Source organism: Flavobacterium sp. J27 (genome assembly GCF_004303025.1).
Lineage (GTDB): Bacteria > Bacteroidota > Bacteroidia > Flavobacteriales > Flavobacteriaceae > Flavobacterium.
Genome location: NZ_PJQW01000021.1, coordinates 19158 through 33702 on the forward strand (window position 1 = coordinate 19158; position 14545 = coordinate 33702).

The window sequence follows — 14545 nt, forward strand, 5'->3', positions numbered from 1 at the left end:
ATATAGTTTTACAAACCAATAAAAAAATGCTTTATGAAAAAGAAAATTTTACTCTTTGTGATGCTTGCTTTCCAATCGCTTGCTTTTAGTCAATATATTAATTACCAATTTTATGAAGACTTTCTAAACAAATATGTTTCTGAAGAAGGTTATGTAGATTATGATGCCATTTATGAAAATCATACCGATTTAGCTAAAGTCATTAAACGTTTTGAAACCATACAAGTGTATGATGGTTGGAGTAAAAATCAAAAATTATCACATTGGATTAATGTATACAATGTGTATTCTATGAAATTAATTATCGATAATTTCCCTATTAACAGTATTAAAGATATTGCAGGTTCTTTTGATTATAGATATATTCCTTACAAAGAACAATTGATATCGCTCAATTATATAGAAAAAGAAATTTTGAGTAAAACCTTAGACGAAAGAATTCATTTTGCAATTAATTGTGCTTCCCTTTCTTGCCCAAACATTAATCGAACTCCTTTTTATGGAGACACTATCGAAATGCAATTAGAAGTCGCAGCCAAAGCATTCATTAATGATCCTACTAAAAATGCAATTAACCGAAAAGAAATAAAACTGTCTAAAATATTCGATTGGTTTGCTGCTGATTTCCTAAAGAACAACACCTCTATTGTGTCTTACATTAATAAATATTCGGATACCAAAATCAAAGAAACCGCAACCATATCTTATTTAGAATACAACTGGAGTTTGAACAGTAAAATGAAATTTGAAAGTAATGCTTTTGTAGCAAGGAAATAAGTTTTTAGGATTAGGAGTTAGTTTTTAGGAGTTAGGAATTAGTGATTAGAGATGTATGATAATACTTTTACATTAGACTTAAAAACTAATCCCTAATTACTAGGTACTAAGTACTCGTATCTTTTCAGTATCTTTGCACTTTAATTATAAAAAATGATTGCTCAAGATACAATTGTTGCCCTTGCCACTCCTTCAGGTGCTGGAGCTATTGCTGTTATTCGATTGTCTGGAAAAGAAGCTATATCAATCGCTTCACAAGTATTTCAATCGGTTTCTGGTAAAGACATGGGGAAACAAAAAACGCATACTATACATTTAGGCCATATTGTAGATAATGGAAAAACCTACGATCAGGTTTTGTTATCTATTTTTAAAGGACCAAATTCCTATACTGGAGAAAATGTAGTCGAAATTTCTTGTCACGGTTCTACTTTTATTCAGCAACAAATTATTCAGTTGTTGTTACGCAAAGGTGCTAAAATGGCACAAGCAGGAGAATTTACCTTACGCGCTTTTTTAAACGGTAAGCTCGATTTATCACAAGCTGAAGCGGTGGCCGATCTAATTGCTTCTGATAATGAAGCTAGTCACCAAATTGCGATGCAACAAATGCGTGGTGGTTTTTCTAATGAAATTGCGAAACTACGTGAAGAACTATTAAATTTTGCGTCTTTAATCGAATTGGAACTAGACTTTTCGGAAGAAGATGTCGAATTTGCAGATCGCACTGCTTTTTATGAACTACTAAATCGCATTGAATTTGTATTAAAACGTCTCATTGATTCTTTTGCAGTAGGAAACGTAATTAAAAACGGAATTCCGGTTGCTATTGTGGGTGAACCCAATGTAGGAAAATCGACCTTATTGAATGCCTTGTTAAATGAAGAACGAGCTATTGTTTCCGATATTGCAGGAACCACTCGTGATACTATTGAAGATGAATTAGTTATTAATGGCATTGGATTTCGTTTTATAGATACAGCAGGCATTCGTGAAACAAAAGACGTAGTGGAAAGTATTGGTATCCAAAAAACATTTGAAAAAATTGAACAAGCACAGGTAGTTTTGTATTTGGTTGATGGCTGTCAGTTATTGATTGATGGTAAATTAGAAAATTTAAAAAACGAAATTGGGAAAACCAGAAATAAATTCCCGTTAAAACCAATAATCATAGTTCTAAATAAAATAGATCAATTACAATCTGAATCTATTGCTCATTTTACAAATTACTTAACAGACCCGCAACCAACAACCAACAACCAACGACTAGTACCTCTTTCTGCCAAACAAAAAATAGGTATCGAGGAAATAAAAAACACTCTACTTTCTTTTGTAAATACGGGTGCGCTTAGAAATAATGAAACGATTGTGACTAATACGCGTCATTATGATTCTTTATTAAAAGCATTAGAAGAAGTTCAGAAAGTAAAATGGGGCTTAGATTCTGGCATTTCTTCTGATTTAATGGCTATCGACATTAGACAAGCATTGTTTTATTTTGGTGAAATTACAGGAGAAGTAACCAATGATGAATTGCTAGGGAATATATTTGCTAATTTCTGTATTGGAAAATAAAATTCTCTTTAGGATAATAAATCAAAAACCACTCCATAACAGAGTGGTTTTGTTTTTTTATTTTGCCTCAAAGACAGGAATCTTTGAGGATCTGGAGAATGGTATCAAGACAATAACACTTTTCGAGTTATGATTCATTTGTTACTTAAATGCAATTATACTACTAAAAATTGGCAAGGACATATCATTTACCCTGGAGAATTAATCACTTCTATAAAAAATCTCAGTAAAGAATTAGACTTATCTGAAAACATTATTAGAAACGCTTTAAAAAAACTTAAAACAACAAAATATATTCTTACTCAAAGCACAAACAAATTCACTAAGATAAAAATCACAAAATCAATCATTTATAACGACAAACCTATTTCAAGTAACCAACCTATTGAAGTTCCAAACACAAACAAAAAACAATCTAATAACAAACCAATAACAACAACTAATAAAGTAAATAAAGAAATAGAAATTAAAGAAAGAATAGATATTTTTAAAACACAAATTTTCAATTTCAGAAATCAATTTCCAATGGATGTTTTACAACAGTTTTTTAAATTTTGGACTGAAGAAAACAAGCAAACTGGGCGACTGCGATTTGAAGAAGAAAAGTTTTGGAATTTAGAGACACGTTTATCCAATTGGAAAAATTATAATACTAACTCAACAAACAAAAAGAAGATATATACTAATCGTTAATTTATACAAAATGGAGATTGATATAAATTTATTGACCAAATCAAATAAATTAGAATTGAAAAAGCCTAGACTTCCAGACGCTATTGAGGCAAAAAAAATATATCAGTATTTTAAATTTCAATATTTTAAAGATCATCAAGTGTCTTTTATTGAAAACATAGAAGCCAAAAATTTAGTTTATACTTTAATTTATTATTTTCAAAACAAAGATAATTTTTTCAATTCCAGCCTACTCTACCCTATCTTTGGCACCAACTTTTCATTGCATAAAGGGTTAATTATCATAGGTGGTTATGGGACTGGAAAAAGCACCATTTTAAAAACATTTCAAAATTTAATCAATACAGTTTTCAAATCTCGAATTACTTTAAAATTCAATGCAGTAATTGATGTGGTTCAAGAATTTGAAACTACGATACAAGAAGATATAGCTGCTTTTAATGAAAAATATAATAACGGATCTCGAATATTTGATGATTTAAAAAGCGAAAAAGAAGCATCTCGGTTTGGGAAAAAGGATATATTTAAAGAAATACTTTTCAAAAGATGTGAAAATAAAAAAATCACTACTATTATTACAGCCAATTATCAAGAAGAAAGTCCAAATGACATGGAAGTAGCCATTGAAGAATTTTACAGATATGAAGGCAGAGTTTACGATCGAATTATAGGCAATTTCAATTTTATCCAATTACAAGATAAGAGTTATAGAAAATAACTTAACTCCAAAAATAAATACGTAATACACATTATTGAACTATCTTTTTGTTTGCCTTTTTAAATAAAAATAATTCCATTTTTAACTAATATTTTTGCTTACTTTTTTTAATCTTACAAAAAATGTAAATTTATTTATAGTCATTTAATACATTATCTTTCTTTTCGGTATTTTCTTTGTTTTAAGAACTTTAAACATAAAAAAAAGATGAGCTATATAGCTCATCTTTTTTACAATTATTTTTAATTCTTATTGACTATCAATTCATTAGTAACTCATAAAACCTCCATCACTAAATCTAATACTACCCATCACTGAGCATACAGAATTAGATTCTTCTTATCAATCCTTGTTAATTTATTATTTCTAACTTTAAATTTTATCGTATCAGAAAAAGGTTTAAACTTTACGACTTCTACTAGTTCTCCATTAAAGTCCTCAATACTTTTTTCTTCAATATTAGGCATAAGTATTAATGTATTTTTTTCAAGAATCCATTTGCCTACTGTTTCTCCTGATGCACCAGATGAGATAGTATTTATTCTGTAATTATTTTTACTATCTAAATGAAGAATTACATTGTACGCATTATTTTCACTTTTATCAAGTACATATTTTTCTTTAATACTTTTTGAAGAAGTACTACATGAAATGAATAATAAAATGAATAATATGTTTAATAAAAATTTCATATTTCTAATTATTTAATAGGTTTTGGAATTGGTACATAAGTTTTTCCATCCATTCTAAAAGCAGCATCAAAAACATCAGCTGCACTTTGAGGATTTTGTTTTATTCTGTGTAATAGAGGATGATTCGTTGTACTATAGTTCAGTCGGTTTTTTTGTTTTTTCATTTATGGCTCAAAGTAGGGAGATTTTGCGCAGTTGGGACAGAATAGTAATAACATTTATCTACTTTCCCATCTTCTAAAACTAAAAATAACTTTTTGTTTTTAAAGATATATTGCTCATAACCATCATGAATTGTATATTTAGTATTAATAAAATTAGGCAGAATTGAATCAGTTTTTTCGATTTTAATAAACCCATCAGATTTCAAAGTCAATTTATTCATTGTAAATGCCCATTTCCCTTCAATTGTATCATTAATATATGATATCATTCTAAATTTATTGTCCTTTTCAAGATAAAGGGTATATTCAGGTGTACCATATAAAATACAATTTGATCTATAATTATTCTTTAAAGTTGTTTTACAAGAAACAAAAACAAAAAAAATTAAAATAATATTTCTCATCTTACTCATTTATTACTCTTTTTTGACCAAAATAATATGTTTGACCATTCACTCTAAAAGTTTGAATGTAGTCCCTTGCTATTATTTGAAGTTGTAAAGTATTATTTTTATTATTGCTTATTAAAGGTATATTTCTAAAATCATATGGTCCCCTTGGTAATTTATCATAAACTTCATTTAAAGTACCGTTAAAACTTTGACCAAAAAGAGCTCCTCTATTATAAGCTTCTATCTCATCTTGTTTATCGTAAAATAAATATGAATAATCAACACCTTCTATTTTTTTTCCTATACTAAATTGTCCTTTTTCAAATTGATAAGCGTGCTTTAATTCATGCGCAAATAAACCTATACTAGTCCCAGCAGATACATGAATCTCTACATTCCCATTTCTAAAATTAAATTTTGTTTCATTGGTAGTAGTACTCGCTCCAGTTGCAAGGTCACGTTGCGTACCACTAGAGCTATAGACTAAATCGTAAACTTGATTTGAATTTTCTAATTCAGTTATTTCATCATTAACCATATTTAATTCTTCATTTTTCTTAATTAGATTTTCAATTTTATTTTTTAATGATTTTTCATTCTGAAAGAGACCGAATTTTCCAGACTCTATTTTATTTTGAATTTCAATAATAGCTTCAATATTTTCTTGATGCATGGATATAATTTTATTCCTTAATCTCTCAATCCATATTTGCATAGCACTTGTAAATTGGTTACCATCTATGTCTAAATTAAGAACAGGGTTATTACCAGCATAATGATAAGGAGAATAAGTAATAAATTTTTCCGCTAAATTGTCCATATTCATCCATCTACCTAGTGCTGGGTCGTAATTCCTAAAACCGTAATCATACATATTCAATCCTAGCTCGTCTTGCAGTTCTTTGCCGTTGTATTTATACTTATAACTTGGTTGTGCATTATCAGTATTATAACCTTGATGTTTCAACCCAAAAGGATAATAATGACTCTCTTCTAAAATAGGACTAATAAAATAATCATTACAAAATGTTTGTGGACTTCCATCTCTTCCAGTTTGCGTGAAACATTCTTGCACATATTCATCTCCTAAAACACCATTGCCATCAATATCTGAATAACTTAACCGTATATTACCTAAGTGATCGGTGTAATTAAATACATAACTATATGACCCTAAATGATGCTTTACATACCCTTCTGCATGTGGAAAAAATTGTAATACACTATTTTCATACTGAAATCCTCCGCCTAAATAAGTAGTGGTAGTAACCGCACTATTTTCTGTTACTTTTTTAACTACTTTTTGTCCTGTAGCATTGTAAAGATATTCAATTTTGTTGGTTCCAAAAAGAATTTCGGTAGGTAAATTTAAATGGTTATATGCAATTTTGGTAATGCCTTTGTTATCATCACGGGTCATATTACCATTGGCATCATAACCATATTCGTTGGTAGTATTAGCTCCATCATTAAAGCCTTGTGGCGAAGTAGTGTGGTCTTCTACTTTAAGTAACTGATTTTTCTTATCTGGATCATAAGTATATACTAAATCGTCAATAGGATTTACCATGGTTGTAATTCCTCCATTTCGTTCTAAGGTTTGGATATTTCCATTCTTATCATATGATAATTTTTCCAAATAATTATCTGGCGTAGAAGCATGCTGTGGTTTTAAGTAATTCGCCTCTAATAAACGATTGAGTTTGTCATAGCTATAGTTATATTTTCTTAAAATAGTATCACTTGCAGTTTTCCAGTAGGTTGTAGCAATATTTCCGTTATATAATGAGGTGCCTTGCGTATCAAAATCTCCTAAATTGTCTAAGTTATTATAATTGATTCTAAAAGAAAATAAATTTGATAAAGTTTTTAGTATTACAATGAGGGCGAATTCCTATATCACTAATTCTAATACACAAGGTCTTCTTTTTTAAGCATGTCATTACGAGGAACAAAGTAATCTGTTTTAAAAGTTTCAAACATAAAAAAAGATGAACTATATAGCTCATCTTTCTTACAATTATTTTTAATTTTTTACTGATTTTAAAATAGTTAGTTACTTGTAGAATACGTATCACTAATTCTGAAACATTACCCATTACCCATTACCCCGTTATTGAACATCTAAACAATAGAAATAATTTTTAAAATAAAATTTATTAGACATATTCTTTACCAAATCAATTTCGTAAATATTATCATAAACATTAACTCCTGAATAAGTACATTTATCACCCATTTTTTTTAGTTTTTCTTTCTCATTATTTATAAATAAATTAATGTTATCTATTTGATATTTCGAATATGCAGAATTAGGAATTGTATCAATTATTATTTCATTTATATTTTTTCTTTTAATATAAAAATAAATTCCATTATCAACATCTAAAATAATACCACTAAAATTATTATCTGAAACAGAATAATCAGGTTGATAATAATAAATAATATGTTCCGTTTGAACTAATCTATCTTGGATTCTTTTGAATAATTCTTTATTTATATCTTTTTTCAAACTATTATGTGTCAATTTTTCTTTGAAATACATTCTTTTAATTTCATTATAAAATTTTGGTGAATTACATCCATTATTTAATAATAAGATTAAGAATGAAAATAACATTATTTTTTTTTTTTTCATAAAATAATTATTAGTTATTGATTATTGTTTTCTTGCTTTAATGATTTTATTCCATATCTCTAATACTTCTTCTGTAGATTCATATTGTTTATAGAATGGATTCTTGATTTTAGATTTTTTAATAAGTCTTGAATCTCCAACAACTGAACCATCATCATTTATGGAGTAATGTGTTCTCAAAGGTAAACCTTGTTCAGCTCTAATCATGTTTTCAAATGTACTTGCAAAAATCTCCCCAACAGAAATATCCTTCCTAGCATTTTTAGTAGTAATTGAAAACCATTTTGCACCTAGAACTTTTTCATCGTACAATGTATTCTCTATAACATGGGCTAATTCATGTGCGATAGTGATATGAAATATTAATTTTTCATTTCCTTTAGTTGTAGCAACAAGTTCATTTTGTTTGTCAGATGTTTTAATATTCCTTCCAGTAGTTACAGTTCTGTTGTCTAAAGTGTTTTCCGTAAAAATAGCATTAAGTTCTTGGTTTTCAAATAAACTTAAAAATTGACTCCCAAAAGAGTTTTCGTCATCTTGTGTAATATCATGCAATGCTTGTACTATTTGAGCTACATAGCTACCTTCCTCTGGTATATATTCATTCCAATCATCATCACTTCCTTCTGTTTTAGAATAAATTCTCCCATTATTATATCTATAATTATTTCCGTTTCCATCAGATATGTAAATAAAATCTCCATTAACATCAATAAATTTAACAGGATTATTTGCAGTGTATTGATAAGGGTTGATATTGTAAAATGCTTCTGAAAAATTGTCAATAGTAAAATATCTACCTAAAGCAGGGTCGTAATTCCTAGCACCATAGTCATACATGTTAAGTCCTAGCTCCGTTTGCAGTTCTTTACCGTTGTATTTATAGTTATAATTTGGTTGTGTACTATCCGTGTTATAACCTTGATGTTTCAACCCAAAAGGGTAATAATGACTCTCTTCTAAAATAGGGCTAATAAAATAGTCATTACAAAATGTTTGTGGACTTCCATCTCTTCCTGTTTGCGTGAAACATTCTTGCACATATTCATCTCCTAAAATACCATTGCCATCAATATCTGAATAACTTAATCGTATATTACCTAAGTGATCGGTGTAATTAAACACATAACTATATGCCCCTAAATGTTGCTTTACATAACCTTCTGCATGTGGAAAAAATTGTAATACACTGTTTTCATACTGAAATCCTCCGCCTAAATAAGTAGTTGTCGTAACCACACTATTTTCTGTTACTTTTTTAACTACTTTTTGTCCTACTGCGTTGTAAAGGTATTCAATTTTGTTGGTTCCAAAAAGAATTTCGGTAGGTAAATTTAAATGGTTATATACAATATTAGTAATGCCTTTATTATCATCTTTAGTCATATTCCCGTTAGCATCATACTCATAATCATTCCCTGCATTTACACCATCTTTAAAACCTTGTGGCGAAGTAGTGTGGTCTTCTACTTTAAGTAACTGATTTTTCTTATCTGGATCATAAGTGTAAGTTAAATTATCAATATACTGTATTGTTTGAGCTACAAAACCTCCTGTTCTTATTAAAGTTTGAATGTTACCATTTTTGTCATATGAAATAGTCTCATTGTAACCATTAGCTTCATTAAATGCTGCTTGTGGTTTTAAATAGACCCCATAATGCAATCTATTTAAATCGTCATAGTTGTAAATATATTTTCTAATAAATCCTCCATCACTGTTAGAATTCCAAAAGGTTTCTGAAATATTTCCATTAAATAGATTTGTTGCTGTTTCTGCATCATTGTAATTGATTTTAAAAGCAAATAGATCAGAACTTAAATTATATATATCATTTATCCCTTTTAACCAACCTCGTATGTTATACGAATAATCCACACTTTGTAATCCTGTAGCTCCTGAAGCATCTGTTCCACCTACATTTTTACTGGTTAACTGTCCTAGTTCGTCATAGGTATTTTTAGCTAGTAATTGTTCGTTACCGCCATTAATTTGCTGGGTATGCAACTCCAAACGGTCTTGTGCCGTATATTTAAAAATATCTTTTACCGTAACTACTGTGCCATTGGTATCGTATTTATGCGTTGTTACAGTATATTCCGTTTTTCCAGCCCAATCAAGTTTGCTGTTTACTTGGGTATAACCACCTACATAATTACTCGTATAGGTACGTACTGGTCTATAATAGGTGTCATATAGCGTATAGCTGGTTTCCGCAGCATTAGCGTTATTCGCATCCAATACTTTTGTCCAAGTTCCTGTTGGTAAACCTTTTACATTGGTGACTACATTTTGCCCTTCCACTTGAGTTGGTAATGGAGTTGGAGCATTTGGATAAGTATAATCATCATAATAGTTCTTTGTTAGAATATCATTGGCACTCAACACAAAAGGATTACTTCCAGAAGTGACACTACTCTGGTTACTGGCTCTTGTAGTCGCTGAAACCGTTAGTTGCTTCCAACCTGTTTGCGTTACTCTTCCAAATACATCGTATTCAGTAATCATCCAACCTATATCATTTTCATCAACTGCTCCATAAACATTATATGCTGGTCCAGTAGCTACGGGTCTGTCTAGTTTATCATACACAATAAACTCCCATTGTTTGCCAGGTAGTTTCTTTTCTACCAAACGATTGCGTGCATCGTATTTGTATTGGTACCCCAAATTATCTAAAGTGCTTTGAGAGCTATCTCCTTCTGCTAAAGGAGGCATTACATAGGTAAGGTTGCCACGAATATCATATACATAATAAGTATCGTGAGCGTCACCATTATTATACGCTCTTTTTAAAACTACCTGTCCTTCTTTATTTTTAAACTCTTCGGTGGTATGATTTAAACCCGAAGTCCAATTTTCATCTTTGGTAATAGTCTTGTATAATTGACCTGCATCGTAGTAGGTTTGTGGACTACTAATATTAATGTTATACAATTCTGCACTAGCATCCCAAGTAGCGATTGCTTTAAAAAGTTTCACTTCACTGGCAGTATTGGTCTGGTAATCGAATTTAATTTCTTTACCTTGACCCATTGCCCAAGCATCACCAGGAGCCGCTTGCTTCAACACACGGTTTAAAGGAGAAGTTTCTAACTCTTTTTGAGAAAAAGGATTTGTTGTTCCTCCGTTATACGAACCATAAAAACCCGTTAAATCTGAGACAACAGTGGTAGGGTCGGTATAATCTAAAGAAGCTGTGGTGTTTGGATAAGGTAAATACTCTTTGGTTTGACGACCAAAACTATCGTATTCTATATGCGTGATAATGTCTTTACCCGAATTGGATTGTTTGTGTGCTATTTGTTGGATCGGACGACCTAAACCATCAAAATAACTGACTTGCACCATGGCTTCAGCAGGATTAGTCACATCAACAGTACCTTGAGATGTTGGCTTTTTATAGGTCGTATTTTTAATATAATTCTGATCTTGACTTTGACCTAAAGCAAGAAAAGGAATCAACATTGCTATATATAATAATTTCTTCATTGCCTTAGTTTTTATAATGATATTCGTTTTCACTCAGTTTGTTGCCATCTTTATCTTCGACATAGTCCAAACGGTTGAAACCATCGTAATGATAGGTTACTTTATTTCCTTTTGGATCGGTAATGGTACTTACTCCTACCAAAGGAATATACGTATAAGTGGTTACCATGGCATTAGGCAAACTGTTTCGTAAATTATCTAAAGCAGTAAGTAAGTTCGCTTCATCATTCGCATCTGATAAGCTTTGTAAATTAGCTTCATAAGCTTGCACCTGAGCATAAGTGGCATTTTCGATTTTAGCAATTGGGAATGCTTCTTTATATCCCCAAATATAAGTAATCGGAGTTCCGCCTATTTGTTGCACTTCTAAAGGGTTACCGTTATCTGGATCAACAGCTGTATATTGTACTCTGTCTTCTAAAGCAAGTGCGCCATTAGAGGTTTTGATGAATTCGGGAGCTACTACATTGTTTGTCCAATCTTTGTATACCGTTTCTACTTCAGAGGTCTTAACTGTTCCATTAAACGATTCTACGACCAAAGGCATTCCTATCATATTTTTAGTAATCAAAGTACTTACTTCTGGTTTGGTACTCATTTCTGAATCTAATGGATAATAGTATTTGGTTTGAACCGTTTCGCCTAAAGAATTGGTTGTCGTTTCTGAGGTTTTTTGATAATGTAAATTACTATCGTAATTAAAATTAGATTTGGTATACACGGTGCCATTATCAAAATAATTGAATTCTTCTGTTTCGGTTAAACTTAACCTTCCTCCCATAAAATAAGTTGTTCGATAACAATCAGGAGAACTTGGATCACATGGAGAAGAAAAGCCTGTCCAATATTCTCCAAATTTATAGGATGGAATACTATATCTGTTAGCCGAAATAAAATAATCTGGATACAAACCACTAGGTGGTAAATCTGGATCTAAAGGTGTATTGCTTAAACAAGTAAAATCTGGTATAGGTGCACAATCGTATTTATAAAAAGCATACTTATTGATTGTCTTTTTTAGCAAGCTATATGAACCATTCTCATATTTATAATACTTCACTTCTTTAGGCAATCCTCTTGTCCATTCATTATCAACAGGCAAATGGTACGGGAATTTATAATATTCTCCTCCGTTTTCATAATTGGTAAACGTACTAACTATTTTTCCTATATTACCACTTCCTTTTTGTATTTCAGTCACCATGGAATACCCTAAATTATTCCCTGCAAATTCTGAACTTGGTCCCGAAGTACCACTTATATTATGACCTGTTACATTATAATTTCCGATAGTTGTGATTATATCAAAATAAGCTGGAAGCGAAAATGTTTTTCCGCTACACAAACCGTTTTCATCCGTATAGAAAAATTCTTTTTCTAATAAAATGCCTGTAGCATCTCCTTTGGTAATTTTTTTAATTCTTTTTCCTGCTGCATATAATTCCTGACTATCTGGTATATTTTGTTCTTGCCAAGTTCCATTTACTGAAAATTCTTCATTTTCAACAAATTCTCCTGGATGATGTGTACCTCTTGGTTTTACTCTTAGAGTATAGGTTCCAGGGTAAAAAATAAGATTATTATTGGTTCCTAAAACTAAGTGAAAAATAATCCCTCCATTTTGATTGAGTATATCTACATCATACATACAACCTGGTTGATCTGGTCCATTAACTTGACAATTGGTCGTATCAAAATTTACATTAAAATTCGTAGTAGTTCGCGTATGTTTGATCTCAAAATCTTTATAATAACTAGTGGTTGCCGCATCATAAAAAATACTTGATTTAAGCAATCCTACTGTTTTGGTGGTAGATGGATTATTATATCTAATGAGCATGTTCTTAAAATAGGTAGGCGGAATTACGCGGTTGTGTTCATACTCAAATTGCGTATAACCACCTGTAGGATACATTATTTTTTTTAAAATACCTGCTTCCGATTTTATAGTATCTACTTTTCGATCTGCATTTGCAAATACCTCTAAAAAATGATTTTCTTTTCCATTATAATACCCCCAATTGTCTTTGGCATTGGAAAAACGATTGGGCAAGGGTAAGGTATTGTACTCAAAAGTAGTACGCAATATAGAATTATCTACTACATTAACTTCGTCTATAGAACTTAAAAATAACCGCTTTTTAGATTGATATGCCTGTGGTTCAATTTTTAAATAATTATATACTGTTTGTAAATTATCGTCTGTACTGGTTGTATAAAAATAGTTAAATTTAACTTTTCTAGCAACCGTAATGCTATCACTATACACTTCAATATTATCTAATGCTTTACCTCCATATAAATCTTGTCTTGCAACTGTAGAAGCGTTAAAAACCACTTTTCCATCATTAAATGTAATTTGCTTTAATTGGTTTTGAAAACTTCTGTTTCTTACATAGCTGATGAATTTAACTGTTCCTCCATCTTGATTGTTTATTTCATTTACTTCATAGTGTATGACTTCTTCTAATTCGTAATCAAAAGTAATGATATTGTGTGTGATGGTTTCAATCTTAGTTAATACCCAGTTATTAGGATAACTTGCCGGTGCAGTCCCTAAATCTACTTGCCCTGTGGAGTTATTAAAATATCTGTAACTGTGTGTATAGGTAACATCTCTGTGATCCGTTTGTCCAAAATAATATTTGGTCCCGTCTGGTGTAGTGATAATAAAATGATCAAAATAACCACCGCTTCCAAAAACTCTTTCTATTTTAAGATCAGCAAAACTTTGTAAAACAGGTTCCCCTGTAATTTGATCAAATACAAACTTCCCAGAATACCCCATAAAATTAAACATGAATAAATCGGGATAATAATCGAAAATTTCATTTGCATTGTCTCCCCAAAGTTGTGCTCTCTTATTCGAATTTGTCGTAAAATCCTGAATATAGTTTTTTTGAAGATATCCGTCATTCGATTCATCAGCTGCACCTCTAATTTGTCTGGTGATGGCTCCTCCTGCACTTAACGACCAACCTAATCCTACTCGCGAAGCAATCTCAGAAACCTGAATCCCTTTAGCATGATAGGAAATAGTAATAGGAATTTGCATTCCTTTAGCATTAATCGTATAAATTGGAATGTTAATATTGGGTGTTCCATTGTATAAAGAAACTGGCATGTCTACAAATTTTGCCATTTGGCTGGCTTCGGGTGTAGGTGGTGTTACTTGTGGCAATTCTTGAGCAAACCCCAAAAAGCTACACAAAACAAGTCCTATTGTTTTTATGGTTTTGATATATTTCATGATAATGCTGTCTTATTTTTTAATCACTTTTACGCTACCCGTTTCGGTATTGGTTTTTATTTCTACCAAGTAGATGCCTTGTGGTAGGCTGCTTACTTCAAAAGGAATCGTTCGGTCGCCTGTTAGGGTTTGTGTTTGCAGGCTTCTTCCG

Annotated in this window: 12 protein-coding genes; 4 read left to right on the plus strand and 8 right to left on the minus strand. The window is 30.8% G+C overall.

The window, feature by feature from the left end:
- The first annotated feature begins 33 nt into the window (after nt 1-33).
- The 4 genes from CX675_RS19095 to CX675_RS19110 all read left to right on the plus strand — a co-directional run bounded on the left by CX675_RS19095 (nt 34) and on the right by CX675_RS19110 (nt 3763).
- Complete coding sequence (locus tag CX675_RS19095) at nt 34-777, plus strand: DUF547 domain-containing protein (protein WP_130736856.1); 744 nt, start codon at nt 34-36, stop codon at nt 775-777.
- 153 nt (nt 778-930) lie between these two features.
- The gene (gene mnmE / locus CX675_RS19100; protein WP_130736857.1) at nt 931-2352 is read left to right on the plus strand and encodes a tRNA uridine-5-carboxymethylaminomethyl(34) synthesis GTPase MnmE; all 1422 of its coding nucleotides are present in this window, start codon (nt 931-933) and stop codon (nt 2350-2352) included.
- A 129-nt stretch (nt 2353-2481) separates the two neighbouring features.
- Entirely contained in the window at nt 2482-3045 is a 564-nt protein-coding gene (locus CX675_RS19105; protein ID WP_130736858.1) for a hypothetical protein, read from the plus strand.
- Between the two features lie 10 nt (nt 3046-3055).
- A complete protein-coding gene (locus CX675_RS19110) occupies nt 3056-3763 on the plus strand; it encodes a hypothetical protein (RefSeq protein ID WP_130736859.1) in 708 nt (235 codons plus the stop codon).
- Between the two features lie 311 nt (nt 3764-4074).
- Here CX675_RS19110 and CX675_RS19115 read toward each other — a convergent pair whose 3' ends face one another.
- From CX675_RS19115 to CX675_RS20350, 8 genes are all read right to left on the minus strand, one after another.
- Entirely contained in the window at nt 4075-4455 is a 381-nt protein-coding gene (locus CX675_RS19115; RefSeq protein WP_130736860.1) for a hypothetical protein, read from the minus strand.
- 8 nt (nt 4456-4463) lie between these two features.
- Nucleotides 4464-4619 carry a hypothetical protein gene (locus CX675_RS19925; protein WP_165396095.1) on the minus strand — a complete coding sequence of 52 codons (156 nt, stop codon included), beginning with the start codon at nt 4617-4619 and terminating at the stop codon, nt 4464-4466.
- Nucleotides 4616-5023, minus strand: coding sequence for a hypothetical protein (locus tag CX675_RS19120; protein ID WP_130736861.1), 408 nt, complete (start codon nt 5021-5023; stop codon nt 4616-4618). The genes CX675_RS19925 and CX675_RS19120 overlap by 4 nt, the downstream gene beginning before the upstream one ends.
- 1 nt (nt 5024) lies before the next feature.
- Complete coding sequence (locus CX675_RS19125; RefSeq protein ID WP_130736862.1) at nt 5025-6650, minus strand: RHS repeat domain-containing protein; 1626 nt, start codon at nt 6648-6650, stop codon at nt 5025-5027.
- A gap of 474 nt (nt 6651-7124) precedes the next feature.
- The gene (locus CX675_RS19130; protein WP_130736863.1) at nt 7125-7652 is read right to left on the minus strand and encodes a hypothetical protein; all 528 of its coding nucleotides are present in this window, start codon (nt 7650-7652) and stop codon (nt 7125-7127) included.
- 21 nt (nt 7653-7673) lie between these two features.
- A complete protein-coding gene (locus CX675_RS19135; protein ID WP_165396096.1) occupies nt 7674-11144 on the minus strand; it encodes a DUF6443 domain-containing protein in 3471 nt (1156 codons plus the stop codon).
- 4 nt (nt 11145-11148) lie between these two features.
- Nucleotides 11149-14394: a hypothetical protein gene (locus CX675_RS19140; protein ID WP_130736864.1), complete on the minus strand. Its 3246-nt coding sequence runs from the start codon at nt 14392-14394 to the stop codon at nt 11149-11151.
- A gap of 12 nt (nt 14395-14406) precedes the next feature.
- The gene (locus tag CX675_RS20350) at nt 14407-14535 is read right to left on the minus strand and encodes a T9SS type A sorting domain-containing protein (protein WP_205728650.1); all 129 of its coding nucleotides are present in this window, start codon (nt 14533-14535) and stop codon (nt 14407-14409) included.
- Between the last annotated feature and the right edge of the window lie 10 nt (nt 14536-14545).